The organism is Gaoshiqia sp. US2, from assembly GCF_059705485.1.
Map to the genome: position 1 here is coordinate 5007555 of NZ_AP048550.1, position 15692 is coordinate 5023246.

The 15692-nt window shown below is 45.2% G+C and carries 13 protein-coding genes and 1 tRNA gene; 7 read left to right on the forward strand and 7 right to left on the reverse strand.

What is annotated here, in order from left to right:
• Positions 1-486 carry an SRPBCC family protein gene (locus tag AC6H3C_RS20110; RefSeq protein WP_497517315.1) on the reverse strand — a complete coding sequence of 162 codons (486 nt, stop codon included), beginning with the start codon at positions 484-486 and terminating at the stop codon, positions 1-3.
• Between the two features lie 151 nt (positions 487-637).
• Here AC6H3C_RS20110 and AC6H3C_RS20115 point away from each other — a divergent pair, with 151 nt between their 5' ends.
• Positions 638-1618: a GlxA family transcriptional regulator gene (locus AC6H3C_RS20115; RefSeq protein WP_497517316.1), complete on the forward strand. Its 981-nt coding sequence runs from the start codon at positions 638-640 to the stop codon at positions 1616-1618.
• A 171-nt stretch (positions 1619-1789) separates the two neighbouring features.
• On the opposite strand, the gene AC6H3C_RS20120 is transcribed toward AC6H3C_RS20115, so the two are convergent.
• Complete coding sequence (locus AC6H3C_RS20120) at positions 1790-2287, reverse strand: hypothetical protein (protein ID WP_497517317.1); 498 nt, start codon at positions 2285-2287, stop codon at positions 1790-1792.
• A gap of 472 nt (positions 2288-2759) precedes the next feature.
• Between AC6H3C_RS20120 and AC6H3C_RS20125 the strand changes: the two genes are divergently transcribed.
• Positions 2760-4235, forward strand: coding sequence for an IS4 family transposase (locus AC6H3C_RS20125; RefSeq protein WP_497516226.1), 1476 nt, complete (start codon positions 2760-2762; stop codon positions 4233-4235).
• 43 nt (positions 4236-4278) lie between these two features.
• Here the strand turns inward: AC6H3C_RS20125 and AC6H3C_RS20130 are convergent, their stop codons facing one another.
• The 4 genes from AC6H3C_RS20130 to AC6H3C_RS20145 form a co-directional block, all read right to left on the reverse strand.
• Entirely contained in the window at positions 4279-4563 is a 285-nt protein-coding gene (locus tag AC6H3C_RS20130; protein WP_497517319.1) for a hypothetical protein, read from the reverse strand.
• A gap of 66 nt (positions 4564-4629) precedes the next feature.
• Entirely contained in the window at positions 4630-4752 is a 123-nt protein-coding gene (locus tag AC6H3C_RS20135; protein ID WP_497517321.1) for a hypothetical protein, read from the reverse strand.
• Positions 4753-4959: 207 nt separating this feature from the next.
• Positions 4960-5568, reverse strand: a complete 609-nt coding sequence (locus tag AC6H3C_RS20140) for a ClpP family protease (protein ID WP_497517323.1) — start codon at positions 5566-5568, stop codon at positions 4960-4962.
• Between the two features lie 289 nt (positions 5569-5857).
• Positions 5858-5930 (reverse strand) — tRNA-Phe (locus AC6H3C_RS20145).
• 173 nt (positions 5931-6103) lie between these two features.
• Here AC6H3C_RS20145 and AC6H3C_RS20150 point away from each other — a divergent pair.
• Positions 6104-7324: a M16 family metallopeptidase gene (locus tag AC6H3C_RS20150; protein ID WP_497517325.1), complete on the forward strand. Its 1221-nt coding sequence runs from the start codon at positions 6104-6106 to the stop codon at positions 7322-7324.
• The gene (locus tag AC6H3C_RS20155) at positions 7321-7965 is read left to right on the forward strand and encodes an O-methyltransferase (protein ID WP_497517327.1); all 645 of its coding nucleotides are present in this window, start codon (positions 7321-7323) and stop codon (positions 7963-7965) included. Before AC6H3C_RS20150 ends, AC6H3C_RS20155 begins: the two co-directional genes overlap by 4 nt.
• Before the next feature lie 30 nt (positions 7966-7995).
• Here AC6H3C_RS20155 and AC6H3C_RS20160 read toward each other — a convergent pair whose 3' ends face one another.
• Positions 7996-9429, reverse strand: coding sequence for a monomeric [FeFe] hydrogenase (locus AC6H3C_RS20160; protein ID WP_497517328.1), 1434 nt, complete (start codon positions 9427-9429; stop codon positions 7996-7998).
• Positions 9430-9828: 399 nt separating this feature from the next.
• On the opposite strand from AC6H3C_RS20160, the gene AC6H3C_RS20165 reads away from it, so the two are divergent.
• The 3 genes from AC6H3C_RS20165 to gpmI all read left to right on the forward strand — a co-directional run bounded on the left by AC6H3C_RS20165 (position 9829) and on the right by gpmI (position 15610).
• Positions 9829-11316, forward strand: a complete 1488-nt coding sequence (locus tag AC6H3C_RS20165; RefSeq protein WP_497517329.1) for an ASKHA domain-containing protein — start codon at positions 9829-9831, stop codon at positions 11314-11316.
• A gap of 98 nt (positions 11317-11414) precedes the next feature.
• The gene (locus AC6H3C_RS20170; protein WP_497517331.1) at positions 11415-13931 is read left to right on the forward strand and encodes a S9 family peptidase; all 2517 of its coding nucleotides are present in this window, start codon (positions 11415-11417) and stop codon (positions 13929-13931) included.
• Positions 13932-14080: 149 nt separating this feature from the next.
• On the forward strand, positions 14081-15610 hold the full coding sequence (gene gpmI, locus AC6H3C_RS20175) for a 2,3-bisphosphoglycerate-independent phosphoglycerate mutase (protein ID WP_497517332.1): 1530 nt from the start codon (positions 14081-14083) through the stop codon (positions 15608-15610).
• Positions 15611-15692 lie beyond the last annotated feature (82 nt).

The following is a 15692-nucleotide window of genomic DNA, read 5'->3' on the forward strand; positions in this document are numbered from 1 at the left end:
TTACTTTTTGTGTTGTTGAAGCAGTTGTTCGTTAAACCCGCCTTCTTTCGGGTTCGGCTGGCCTTTGCCCGTAGTGATCAGGCCGTGCAAACTATCGTTGATATAATGAGTCCACGCGTCCTTACAAATATCATAACATTCATATTCGGGCGTTAAACCCAGTTGTGTGAATCGCACCTGTGTTTGACCGGTTCTTCGGCTGATCTCAAAAACCATCTTATTACCCGTCCATTCGCCTTCGTCTTCGGTAAAGTTAAACCGGTTCTCCAGGACAAGCCAAACCATTTTTTCGTTTGGAACCACCTCGATCAGTTTTATTTTCGAAGTGTGAACGTCCTGGTAACGATAAATAAACTCGTCGTGAAGGTTTTCGGTCGGGCCCTCAATTTCTTCCGACCACCACCCGCGCACATGAGCGATGCCCCTGAATACAGCTTCAGGTGTTTGGTTAACCACGAAGCTTGTCGTAAAATTTGTGTTTTCCATTGTTTTTGTTGTTCTGTTTTTATAATCGTACTGTCAGTTACAAAGCTATTGCCTTCAAGAAAAACAGGCAGGGTGCAAAACGGACTTTGTAGCAGGTTGATTTGGACAGGTTGAATCCCTATTTTTACAAAAACAAACAAATGTAGCAGCCATGAAACATCTTACCATTCTGGTTCCCGACGGACAAAACAACCTGAGCAGCATCGTGGGCGCATATAAAATATTTACACGGGCCAATGCCCATTGGAAGGAAAACGGCCGGGACGAACTGTTTAAAATCCGGTTGGCAGGCATTTCGAAGGAAGTTGAATTTTACGATGGCCTGTTTACCGTGAAACCGCATACCCACATTTCAAGCATCACGAAAACCGACCTCGTTATTATTCCGTCTCTGAATCACAATTATGCGAATGCTTTAAAAGACAACCAATTGCTGATTGACTGGATTGTTAAACAATACCAGGACGGCGCCGAAATAGCGACAATCTGTACCGGGGCTTTTTTGCTGGCCGCATCGGGCTTGCTCGACGGGAAAAGTTGCTCGACCCACTGGGCAGCGGCAGATCATTTCAGGAGCATGTTCCCGAAAGTGAACTTACAAACCGACAAACTGATTACCGATGAGAATGGAATTTACACGAACGGAGGCGCTTATTCTTTCCTGAACCTGGTAATTTACCTGGCAGAAAAATATTACGGCCGCCCAACGGCCATTTTCTGTTCTAAAGTTTTCCAGGTTGAAATCGACCGTCACGGCCAATCCGAATTCATCATCTTCAAAGGACAAAAGATGCACGGTGACATCATGGTAAGAAAAGCACAAAACTATATTGAAAGTAAACTCCACGAACAAATTCCGGTTGCACAACTATCGTCCATGTTCGCCGTCAACCGGCGAACTTTTGACCGGCGGTTTATCCAGGCCACCGGAAACACACCGGTTGAATATGCCCAACGGGTACGGGTTGAATCGGCCAAAAAAACCTTTGAAACCAGCCGAAAAACCATAAATGAAGTCATGTATGAGGTCGGCTATTCCGACATCAAAGCCTTTCGCGAAGTATTCCGGAAAATTACCGGCTTATCGCCACTTGAATACCGGAAAAGATACAATCGGGAATCGCTGGTTTGACCAATTGAATTTCCTGCCAGCCCTGACATTTTTTTGTTTTTGGTGCTGAAACAAAGAAATAAATCCTGTCCCGAAAGGACATCATCAGCAATGTTTTTCCCACAATTTAGTCAAAAAATCAAACTATCCCCCACAACCTTTATCATGCGCCATCCAATGATTGGTCAATCCTCAATTCTGTCTTGTTGCTCTTCTGTTTTCCGGGATATTGATCACTCCGGAGCCATCGACCAACCACTTGTTATCCTGATTTACAATCCTGACCACTAAAATAAATTCCGGCCAATTTTTACCTTCCAGAGTCAGAAATCCCGTTTCACGATCACTGCTTATGATCTCAAATCCCTGGTCCGGATAATCCTGGGCATCAAAGATCGGGTCAAATCCCAATCCCAGTTCCGGATCCGCTTTAGTTGCTGAGTCCAGAAGATTTTTGTAAGCGGTTTTAAAATTATCCGTTAACAGTCGGTTGTTTGCAATCCAGTCTGCCCCCGAACCCGGTCGTTTCGAACAAAAATCAGCATAATCGTTTAAAAACTGTAATGCAATACCCGAATCAGGGACCAAACCAACATCCTTCGAATCAGTTTGAACGTTTGATTTATCATTTTCCGGTGTATGACAGGAAAATCCTGTCACAACTAAAATCAGTAAAAGAATCAGCCTCATAGATAGTTATCATTTATGCGTTTGAATTGAGAGCGAGTTATTCTTGATATTTTCCCAAAATACGGGTACATAATTGTTTGGCAAATTCACGTTCAACATAAACCAAATGTTCTTTGTCATTCAGCAGGATATAATTCAAATCCATTGTTTCTAACCAGTCTGTTTGAGGCTTGAAAACGTCGTTGTTCCCGTAGTAAAGCGTTATTTCTCCTTTGGGTCTTGCCGTTTCGTATCTTAGCCTTGTCGACGACACACAAATAAGCGAATCCAGGTGACCGCTTTCAAGTCCAAATCTCCAGGCAATAGTTCCCCCGATACTAAATGCAAGAATACTTACTAAAGTTTCCCACGTTGGGAAGTGTTGATTTATATGAGGATTGAAATTAAATAAGTAGTGGTAAAATAGAATTTAAATTGCTATATTTGAGTTAGTTACACATCAAAAAGCAGTTTATTCACAAAACCACTACTTATGGGATCAAAAATAGCATATTTAAGCGAATTAGAGAGCGTTCTTTGCAATGATGAAAAAACCAATGAGGGGATCCTCCATTTCTTTTCGGCCTTCAGGGTTGGCCGGTTTTTAGGCTCCTTCAATTCTTTCAAGAGCAAAGGGTACGACGTTTCTGTACTTTTACTTTCACTTCTGGTTTTCAGGTTACGCAGCGAAAGTATTTGCAGGATGCAAAACCGGTGCAAAAATTTTCTTGAAAGCATTGACGACAATACCTTTTATCGTTTGATGAACAACCAGTGGATGGACTGGCGAAAATTACTGATGGGCTTTGCCAAACAATTTGCCTGGCAGGCAAAGGCCAAGGGCGGTCCTGTTTCAGGGACAACTTGTTTTGTTTTGGATGATACGGACATTGAAAAAACGGGCAAAACAGTCGAGTTTATCGGCAGGGTTTTCAACCATGTGACCAAACTTTACCCGTTGGGTTTTAAAATGCTCCTGCTTAGTTTTTGGGACGGAAAGACACTGGTTGCAACCGACTTCTCGCTCCACCGGGAGAAAGGGCAAAAGGGGACTTACGGTTTGTCAAAGAAAGAGTTGCAATCGCAGTTCAGAAAAAAGCGTGACGGCAAATCTCCCGGGCAAAAAAGGGTCGAAGAATTGGACATGAAGAAAGGCGAAGTTGCTGTTTCAATGCTCCGGCGGGCTGTAAAAAATGGGATTATAGCCAGTTATGTTTTGATGGACAGTTGGTTTGTGAACGATTACATGATCAAAAGTGTCCGTGCCATCAAAAAAGGGGCCATGCATTTACTGGGGATGTGCAAGCTTGACAGGCGAAAATACATGGTTGGCAACAAGGAATTGAACGCCCATCAGTTGATCACTAAAAACCAGAGGAAGAACAGCAAGTATTCCAGAAAATACAAGTCAACCTACATCTCCACCGTGGTCGATTACAAAGGTGAGAAAGTCCGGCTCTTCTTCATACGTTACAATAATGCAAAGAACTGGACATTGCTATTGACAACCGATTTGACCCTGTCTTTCGTACAGGCGGTTGAACTGTACCAAATCCGTTGGACCATTGAAGTCTTGTTCAAGGAATGCAAGCAGTACCTGCGTTTGGGCGCAAGCCAGAACACTGATTTCGATGGACAAATTGCAGATGCAACTATCATCTTGGCAACCCATACGATATTGTCGCTGCAAAAGCGGTTCAGTTCTTATGAAACCATGGGCGAGCTGTTCAGGGAAACACAACAGCAACTGCTCGAACTAACTTTGTGGGAACGCCTGGTCAAGGTATTCTTTAAAATGTTGACCCAGATGGCCGCGATACTAAACATTGACAGTGAAGCATTAATAGAAAAACTAATGCAAAGCGACCAAACAAGTAGGCAACTACTGGCAATGCTCAAGGCACTGGATGAATTTGATGATAATGACCAAAATAACAACAAAACTGCCATCTGCCAGGTAGTAGCTTGATAACATGATAATTAGTTGCCAACTGAACAGATAATTATGAAATTTAACATGCCCAATTATAGGGCTTAATATATGTGGGAAACTTTAGAATACTTATTTTGTCTTTTTCATTTTCAACCAGTTTTTCAACAGCCCGGTCAATCCCGCCATGAATAAACTGTTTATGAAGACTTTCCTCACGATAATCTGATTTATCAATATCACCCAACTCACAACAGTCGTAATCGTTAATATCGAAATAATCCTTTAGAATCCGGGTGTAATTGTTGATCCATGCTGATCTTTCTCTACCCCACATGTCTGAAAGAATGATTAATCTCTTTTTCATCATTTTAGATAACACCCCGGAAGGTGAACCGGAACGATCGCCGGGACTTGCATCCCGCTCATCGCCCTATTGATCAACCATCCGGGCTTCTGTTTGATCGATGATCGCCTTCAGTTCTTCAATGAGTTCTTTTTCGCTCTTTGCTTCATTGATGATTAAGAAGTCAGTCTGAAAATTTCGTTGCGCCACTTTTTTTTGTTTATCATGGTCATTTGGTCATCAAAAATATAGACATGAATTGTCTGGTCCCGATGTTTAACCCGGTCGAAACCGATTTGGCTGTCATTTTCACCTTTTTTGTTCGTTATCGTCTCCACCAGAGCATTCACGGTCGCAACGCGACTTTCACCCACGTGTTACCATACGCTATACTCATTCTTGTGTTCATGAGCTGTATTATTTTATTTCATACAGTTTATCGACAATTCCGTATTCAATTGATTCCTTTGCATCCATCCAGTAATCTCTGTCGAAATCCTTATATATCTGTTTGATCGTCTGATTACAATTTTTCGCCAGAATATCGGCTGCAATTTCCTTTGTTTTCATAATCTGCCGTGCTTGTATCTCCAAATCGATTGCACTACCCTGTAATAATCCGATGCCGGGTTGATGAATCATTACCTCTCCCAATGGATAAATATACCGCTCTCCTTTTTGTCCTGCTGATAATAATATTGAACCCATTGAGGCTGCCAAGCCCATACAAATCGTCGAAACCGGTGACGAAATCAGATTCATGGTATCTAATATTGAAAAGCCGGAAGTAACAACACCTCCGGGGCTGTTGATGAAAAAATGTATCTTTTCGCCAGGTTTTATTGATTCCAAATAAAGTAGTTTACTTACAATGTCCTTGGCAGAATCATCATCAACCGGTCCCCATAAAAATATTTTTCTTTGCTCCAGAAATTTTAAGTCTATGATTCTTTGAATGGATTGCTTTTTTTCTGCCGAATCAGATTCCTGACATTTGTTCATGCTATTTCTTTCTATATTTTTCACTATTTAAAGATTGTTTTGTATCTCCAATTGGGTATGGTTACATCCATTGGCAATTTTCCCGTTTTGCTCCACAATTTACAAAACTTGACGTAATAAGTTTTACTTGTCAACTAATTTCGAATCAATTTTTAAAAAAATAAGCTGTAAACGGGCATCATCGGCGCTATTCCTCGTTTAAGCATAGCGTTAACATGGATTTTTTGAAGGTTAGCATCCCCAATTCGTTCCGTCGTGCGGAAATCATGTGTCAAAAAAAAAGCTCCTGAAATTTCAGGAGCTTTTTTGCTTGTGGTGCCACTCGGAATCGAACCAAGGACACATGGATTTTCAGTCCATTGCTCTACCAACTGAGCTATGGCACCAAGCCGCTTTGGTTTTGCGGTGGCAAATATAGCTCAAAATATTAAACTACAAAACAAATTTCACATCCGGCTGAAAAAAAAATTACCATTCCGCTAAACCTTTTCTTTTTCATTTGTTTATCGGTTGGTATTTGCTTACTGTTTTCTACTTTTGCACTCCAATAATTCTTATTGTGAAGATAGCTACAAGCACATTAAAAAACGGCATACGCATCATTCATCAACAGGTCGAATCACCTGCGGCGCATTTTGGAATCATCCTGAATACCGGATCGCGCGATGAGTTGCCCCATGAACAGGGAATTGCCCACTTCATTGAACACGTCATTTTTAAAGGAACGAAAAAGCGAAAAGCATTTCATATTCTCAGCCGGATCGAAGATGTGGGCGGTGAAATAAATGCCTACACCACCAAGGAAGAAACGGCTGTTTATGCAACTTTTTTAAATGAGCATTACGACCGGAGCATGGAACTGATCAGCGATATCATGGTCAACAGCACGTTTCCGGAGCGGGAACTCGAACGCGAAAAAGAAGTGGTGATCGAAGAAATTAATTCGTACAAAGACAGTCCTTCGGAACTGATTTTTGACGATTTCGACGAGTTGCTTTTTGATGGCCATCCCATTGCACGCAATATCCTGGGAACCCCAAAACTGGTCAAATCTTTCAACAAGAACAGCATCCTGCAATTCATCGGCAATAACTATCATACCGATGAGATGGTACTCAGCTCGGTAGGCCAAATACCGTTTGAACGCTTCCTTTATCTCACCGAAAAGTATTTCGGCGATATACCCCCCAATACAAGAAGCCAACAACGGCAATTGTTTGACAATTACATCCCCGGCTTTAAACGGGTAAAAAAAGACACCTTCCAGACACACTGTGTGATTGGAAATATTGCCTACGATGCCCGCGACGAAAAACGCATGGGCATGGTGCTGCTGAATAATATTTTGGGCGGACAATCTATGAACTCGCGCCTAAACCTCAGCCTGCGCGAACGAAACGGCATGGCATACAATGTGGAATCGAATTATAGCGCCTTTACCGACACCGGCCAGTTTAATATTTATTTTGGCACCGACCGCGAAAACCTGGAGAAGGCCATCAAACTAACCAATAAAGAATTTCGCCTGCTCCGCGAAAAAAAGCTGGGTAGCCAGCAGCTCAGCAAAGCAAAAAAACAACTGATCGGCCAAATCGCTATATCCAGTGAGAACCGGGATGACCTGATGCTCACCTTAGGAAAAAGCTTTTTATTGTACAATAAAGTGGACAGCTTGCCCATGATTTACCAAAAAATTGAACAGATTACCGACGAGCAACTCCGCGAAATTGCGAATGAAATTCTTGATGAAAAAGCATTAAGCACACTGATTTACGAATGATGGAATTGGAAAACGATCTCGAACAATATCTGCTTGCACACTCGGAAGAAGAAGATCCGGTGCTGAAAGAATTGGATCGCGAGACGCATCTGAATATTCTTCGCCCGCGCATGCTTTCAGGACATCTGCAGGGCAAACTACTGGAACTGCTGTCAAAGATGACCAAACCCGAGCGGATACTCGAAATCGGCACGTTTACCGGTTACTCGGCGATTTGCCTGGCTAAAGGTTTAAAAGAAGGCGGAAAACTGCACACCATCGAGTTAAATGACGAACTGGAATCCATTGCCAAAAAATACGTAGCAAAAGCAGGCCTTTCCGATGTCATCATCCAACATATTGGCAATGCCTGTTCCATCATTCCTGAACTGGACGAACGCTTCGACCTGGTGTTTCTGGATGGCGATAAACGGGAGTACTGCCGTTATTTCGACCTGGTTTTTGACAAAATAAACACCGGCGGTTTTCTGATTGCCGATAATATCCTTTGGAGCGGAAAAGTTACCGAAACGCTTGATCCGAGGGACGAACAAACGGCCGGGATTATCCGGTTCAACGAAAAAATGAAACACGACCCGCGGGTCAGCCAACTCATTCTTCCATTGCGCGACGGCTTGATGCTTATCCGAAAAAATGTTTAAACCCGTCAGTAATTAGCTGTTTGGCATCAATCAAACTTCCAGCTCCTTCATCGAATTGATGAAATTCTTTTTGGCTTTTGCCGATTTGATGTAAGATCCCGGTCCGGCAATACAGCCGCCTTCACACGCCATTACTTCATAAAACTGTGCCGTTGCTTTTCCCTTTTCCATCATTTTCAAGGTGCGGATGGCGGCCCGGTCAATTCCGTCAATCTGTTCAAAACTAAAGCTCTCCACCTTTTTCTCTGCCAGAACAGCTCCCAGTACGCCTCCGCTTTGGGCAAATCCCCTTGATTCTTTGCTGTAATTTTCCATCGGCAGGCTGTCCATTTTTTCCGGCTGAATGTCCATCCCGATTAAAATGGCATCCAATTCTTCGAAACTCAGGACAAAGTCGATGGTCCCCAAATCGCGGGCTTCTTTTCGTTTAGCCACGCAGGGGCCAATAAAAACAAGTTTGGCGTCGGGATACGTTTCGCGCATCTCTTCGGCCGTATAGGCCATGGGCGAGGGTGTATGCGAAACATGGGGCAACAAACCGGGCGTATGTTTCCGCACCGTCTCCACATAAGAAGGACAACAGGAAGTGGTCATAAATTTTTTGCCTTGCTCCAGCTTTTCTTTTAGTTCTTCGGCTTCGTGACGGGCCGTTTTTTCAGCGCCGCGAGCCACTTCCACTACCTGCGTGAACCCAATTTTCTTTATGGCTGAAAATACTTTTCCCGGGACATCGGCATACTGTGCCAGAATAGAGGGAGCCACCAGCGCAATGACTTCTTGTTTGTTTTCAATCGTTCGCAAAACATCGATGATGGACGACAGTTCGAAAATCGCCCCAAATGGGCAGGCTGTAATACATTTCCCGCAGTATATACATTTGTCCGGATCAATTTCTTCGATTCCCCGTTCATTCTTCTTTATGGCCCCTACCGGGCAAGCTTCCTCGCAGGGAATCGGCATGTAAATAATGGCATGGTACGGACAGGCTTTCTGGCACAAGCCACAATTCACACACTGATCGGCTTTAATCTCGGTTTGACCGGTAGCAGTAAACCGGATAGCATTTTTCGGACAATTCATCACGCACGGACTGGCCACACAACCGCGACAAAGGTTGGTAACCACGTAGTTTGCCTGAACACAGCTGGTGCAGGCCTCATCAACCACTGTGAGAATGCTCTCCGACTGCTTTTCGCGAACAAGCGCTTCGCCGGCATACTGTTCGAGCGGATACAGATCAATGTCATCCTGGGGAACCTCGAAGCCCAGCAGGGGTAACATTTTATAACGCGTGATGGCCCGCTCCTTATAAATACAGCAACGCCCGCGCGGATTTCGGTCTTTCGGATATAACTCAACCGGCAGGCTGTTGATTTTAGTTACCAATTCACTGTTTCTAAACATCTTAACCAGCCTGGCCATCAGCTCGTGCCGGATAATCATTATGTTATTTAAGTATGCCATGAATGCCCTTGTTTTCCGGCCGCAAAGGTATCTATTTTCCATGCTGTACAACATACCGGACCCATTTTTATGTTTTTTTACATGAAAATTAACACTGAAAAAAGGCAGAATCCCGATCATACAGAAAACATGAATTTTCCACCAGTCGGAATAACCTATCGCCTTTCGTTCATGGCACATCTGCTTATGACTCGGGGGATAGAACGGCTTAATCGGAAAAATGAATGAAAAACAGATGTATTTTACGATGACTGGTTGTACTTTTGAAGCTTACGGGGAGTGAGCAACAGACGATCACCGGTCACGGACAAATCCGAAAAGAAACTGGTCTACCATCTCAGAGCAGAAGTTGAAAAAATAATGATCCCGTTTTATTTGATAAAACAGCACGATAAACGCATGAATAAACATACCATTCTCCTTCATCCGCTTAGCAAAAAGTTGCAGGTAAACGATCAAACTCCGTTGATTGATGTGCTTCACGAATTCGGGATTGAATTTCCCTGCGGAGGGAAAGGGACCTGCGGAAAATGCAAGGTCAGGCTGCGGGGCGGGAAAATCGACACGACGCCGGTTCATCAGCAAAAACTGGCAGAGCTGGGTCTGCCGGCTGATTGGAGGCTGGCCTGTTTCAGCCGGTGTACCGGCGATATCACCCTCGAAGTTGAGCAATTCAATCACCTGATTCTTGCCGATGAGAGCGAATTTGAATTTCAGCCCCGCGAAGGCTTCGGAGTGGCCGTTGATCTGGGTACCACAACGGTAGTGGCGCAGTTGATCGATTTATCTTCAGCAAAAGTATTGGCGGTTGAAACCATGTTGAACCCGCAGGTTAAATTCGGGGCCGACCTGATTTCAAGGATCCAGGCCTGCCTGGATGGACATGCCGGCGAGATGAGCCGCATCATTCGGTCATCTGTTGGTACCCTTGTTGAGATGATGTTGAAAAAACACGAAGTAGGCCTGCAAAAAGTAATCCTGGTTGGAAATGCCGTCATGCAGCTTATTTTCAGCCATTTCGACGTAAGCCCATTGGCAACATATCCGTTTCACACCGAACATTTAGGCGCAAAAACATTCGATCCACATGAATTGGGCTGGAATTTTGAATCAGCAGAAAAGGTTCAGTTCTATCCGTCCATCGGAAGTTTTGTTGGCAGCGACATTTTAGCCGGGATTGCCGCCACCGGGCTGCATCAAAATGAACATTATACGGCTCTGATTGACCTGGGCACCAACGGCGAGATCGTACTCGGGAACAAAAACCGGATCGTTTGCGCATCGACGGCAGCCGGACCGGCATTCGAGGGCGCCAACATCTCGATGGGGATGCGTGCTGTAACCGGGGCCATTTCGTCACTGAAGCTGGTCGACGGGAAGATGGAAGCCAGCGTGATTGGCAATACCAGTCCGAAGGGGATTTGCGGCAGCGCCCTGATTGATGCAGTAGCCATTCTCCGGAAACTCGAACTGATCGGCCTGTTCGGCGAAATCAGTTCGGGAGAAAGCCATATCCCAATCGCGGGAAAAGTAAAGCTCTCACAAAAGGATATCAACGAATTTCAACTGGCCAAAGCCGCCCTGGCTGCCGGACTGACCATTCTGGCTCACCAGCTCTCGATTCAGCTTTCCGACATTCAGACCATATACCTTGCCGGTGGGTTCGGAAACTACGTGAATACCGAAAACGTTGTCGCCACCGGAATGATCGAAGCCGCAGAGCAAAAAATCCATAAAATGGGAAATACGGCTCTGATCGGGGCAAAAATGTTTCTGTTTTCAGAACCGCAACTCATTGATGAGATTCTGCAGAAAACCAAACATATCAACCTGGAAGGCCACCCCGGGTTTCAGGATATTTATGTCGACAAAATGCTTTTTCAATGAACCTGCCGACAAAAGTCATGCGATGACAAATCAATTTTATTTATTTTGGACGCTTTCTGTTAAATACATGAACACACAACACACGTAAATGAATTAGAATGAAAAAAACAGGTCTCTTCTTAATTATTTTACTGATTTCAAATGGATTGAGGGCACAACTTTCCGTTGACATGAACGTCTGGGAACTGATCAATCTGCAACAATTAAACATGCCTGCCTTTTCTGACACGAAAAACACGGATGGAAACACCTTTGAACCATCCGATCTGCTAAGCAGCGCAAAGGTGAATTTTGATGAGCCGGCGTATAGTCGAAGCCGGGTTGAAATTGGAACCGACAGTGTGCTTTCGTTCCAGCCTGAACCCGGATCGCTGGTTCTTTTGTCGGGCTACCTGTCGGTGGAGCGCTGGACAAAAGCTTCGCTAAACCTGACCATGAACGCCGTTTATGAAATTTACCTCGATGATGAACTTCTGAAAAGCCAGAAAAATGCCGAACTAAATACCAACAAGATTGATCTGAAACTGAGTCAGGGAAATCACCGTGTTGTGATTAAATGGCTCTGCCCCGACAAACCGCTGAAGTTACATGCCCTGTTTATGTGCAATGCGGAATTTGCCGACTGTAGGGCGATTTGGAATTTAAATGCTTCCCGCTATTGCACCATCCACGATGTACTGGAAGGAAATCAGCTAAGCTCTGCAAAAATTTCTCCTTCGGGCAAATACATTCTGATCAGTTATTCGGAGGTGATGCCGGGTAGTGGAAAAAGCAGGTCGTACAGCGAAATCTATGATCTGGAAAAAAAACGGAACATCACCGTCTGGCGAAATAAAGATCTCCGGCACACAGGTTGGCTTCCGCGAACCGACAGGCTAAGTTATGTCACCACTCAGGATGAAGAGTCGGAACTGTTTGTGTACGACCCGCAAACAGGATCCGAAAAACCGATCGCCAAAGGCATGAAAGATCTGTCGGGTTTCCGCTGGGCACCCGGCGAGGATTATATCATCGTCACAACAACTAAAAAAGCAGAGAAACCAGGTGATCTGAAGCGAATTTTTGCAAACGACGACCGAATGCCGGGCTTCCGCGACCGGTCGTTCCTGCACTTGATCGATGTCAAATCCGGAAATATCCGCCAGTTAACATCCGGAAATCTGTCGGCAACGTTGCACGACATCAAGCCCGATGGTTCCGGAATCTTATTCTCAAGTTCGCGGGTCGATCATTCCGACGTTCCTTTCCGAAAACAGAACCTCTATGAAATGAACATCAGAACCTATGCCCTGGATACGGTTTGGAAAGATCAGTTGTATGCCGGCGCCTGCCAGTATTCGCCCGACGGAACAAAATTATTGGTGCGGGGAGCGCCGGAATGTTTTGACGGGCTTGGCGTAAATGTCGGCGAGGGGCTGATTCCGAACAGCTACGATCAGCAACTTTATTTTTTCGATTTGCAGAGCCGGCAGGCCGAAGCCATTACATGGAACTTTGATCCGTCGGTTGACGCCGTTTACTGGGGCAAAGACAACCGGATTTATCTTTCGGCCACCGACAAAGATTACAAAAACCTCTATCGTTATAATTTGAACGACAAGTCGTTCAGTCAAATCGGTCTACAGGTTGATGTTTTGTCTGATATTGATTTTGCTTACGAAAAACCAGTAGCTGTTTATTCCGGCTCGGGCATCTCTAAACCAAAAAAGCTGTTTGTAATCCATTTGGACAAAGCCGTAAGCAGCCTGATTTCGTTTCCTGAAAAAGACAGGTTCGAACAGGTCCGGTTTGGCGAAAGCGAAGACTGGAATTTTACCAACAGAAACGGGACGACCATTTACGGGCGAATTTATTATCCGCCTCATTACGATTCCGGTAAAAAGTACCCGTTAATTGTTAACTTCTATGGCGGAACCACGCCCACCGACCGGTCGTTTGGAGGCCGTTACCCCAAGGAAGTCTGGGCAGCAAACGGGTACCTGGTCTACGTATTGCAGCCGGGTGGCGCAACCGGTTTCGGACAGAACTTTTCAGCCTTGCACGTGAACGGCTGGGGGCTCGACGCCATCGACGACATTATTGAAGGAACCGAAAAGTTCATCCGGACGCATCCTTCGGTTGACGCGGAGCATGTGGGCTGTATCGGCGCTTCGTACGGCGGATTTACGACCATGCTGCTGCAAACGCGAACCGGTATTTTCAAAACGGCTATCTCGCACGCGGGCATCAGTGCCATCAGCAGTTACTGGGGCGAAGGATACTGGGGCTATTCATACAGCGCCGGCGCTACAAAGCATAGTTACCCCTGGAACAGGAAGGATATCTACGTGGATAACAGCCCGCTGTACAATGCCGACAAATTTCAGAATTCGATCCTGCTGCTTCACGGCACCTCCGACACCAATGTTCCGGTTGGCGAAAGTTTACAGTATTATGCCGCGTTAAAGCTGTTGGGCAGAGAGGTAGAAATGGTGCTGGTTGACGGAGAGGACCACTGGATACTCGATTACCGGAAACGCCTCAAATGGCACGACACCATCATGTCGTGGTTCGACTTGAAACTCAAAAATCAACCGCAGCAGTGGCAGGATTTATACCCGGAAAAGAATTTATAGAAACGGGCAGGCAGCCTGTTGATGACTCCGGATAAACAGATCAACGAATCATTAAATCTCGGCGCATAGCATAAGCTTATTTTTAATCCTTCTAAAAAAAGAATAATTTTGTGCGGAATTTAGCAAATCATAAAAAACGAATATAAATTATGGCTGTACAAAAAACCCTTTTAATGATCCTCGACGGATGGGGAATCGGCGATGGTTCCGAACGCGATGTCATTGCCTCGGCGCCGACTCCGTATATGGATTCGTTGATGAAAGAATATCCCAACTCACAATTACTTACTTCGGGCGAGAACGTTGGTTTGCCCGACGGACAAATGGGGAACTCGGAAGTTGGCCACCTCAACATTGGCGCCGGCCGGGTATTGTACCAGGATATGGTGAAAATCACCAAGGCCATTCGCGAAAAAACTTTATGGCAAAATCCGCAGCTTTTAAAAGCATATCAGTACGCCAAAGAAAATAAGAAAAAAGTTCATCTGATCGGCTTGATTGGCCCCGGCGGGGTTCACGCGCTGAGTAGGCACATGGTGGCCCTGTGTCAAATGGCAACCGATCTGGGACTAGGCGATGTTTTTGTACATGGGTTGACTGACGGACGCGATACCGACCCCCGCTCGGGTTACGGTTTCCTGGAAACTGACCTGGAAGCGCTGAAATCAACAAACGGCAAGTTCGCTTCGGTTATTGGCCGTTACTACGGCATGGACCGCGATAAAAACTACGACCGGCTAAAGCTGGCATATGATCTTTACACCAAAGGCGAAGGCGAAAAATCGACCGACCTGCTGGCATCGGTGCAGGCTTCGTACAATGCCGGGGTGACCGATGAATTTATCAAACCGATTGTAATGGTAAAAGAAGACGGAAGCCCGGTTGCCCTGATTGAAGAAGGCGACGTGGTGATTTGTTTCAACTTCCGCACCGACCGTTTGCGTCAAACAACCATTGCCTTTACACAGGAAGACCTGCCCCAGTTTGGCATGAAAACCATGAATCTGCAATGGTATACCATGACGAATTACAAGGCAGATTTCAAAAACGCAAACGTGATTTTCGACAAAGAGAACCCGACCAACACAATGGGTGAAGTGGTGTCGAAAGCCGGGTTAAAGCAGATCCGCATTGCCGAAACCGAAAAATACGCGCATGTTACCTTCTTCTTTAGCGGAGGGCAGGAAACGGAATTTGAAGGTGAAAAACGCATTTTGATCCCTTCGCCGAAAGTGCCGACCTATGATTTTCAGCCCGAGATGTCGGCCCCGAAGATTAAAGACGCCATTATTCCTGAATTACAGAAAGCTGAAGCCGATTTCATCTGCCTGAACTTTGCCAACGGCGATATGGTTGGTCATACCGGCGTTTACGAGGCCATTTACAAAGCCATCGAAGCGGTTGACCGATGTGTGAAAGAAGTGGTGGAAGCCGCACGTGCCAATCAATATAACGTGTTGATTATTGCTGACCATGGAAACGCCGATTATGCCGTTAACCCGGATGGTTCGCCGAATACAGCCCACTCGCTGAATCCGGTTCCGTGTATTTATGTGAGCGACAATAAAAACCTGGAAATCAAGAACGGTATTCTGGCTGATGTTGCCCCGACCCTGCTCTCTGAAATGGGACTGGAAATTCCGGCCGAAATGACCGGAAATGTATTGATTGAACGATAAATAAGATAACAACAGGATAGAGGCCGTATCAAAAATCCTTAATCTTTGGGAATCTGGTCACCCCGAATTTATTTCGGGGTCT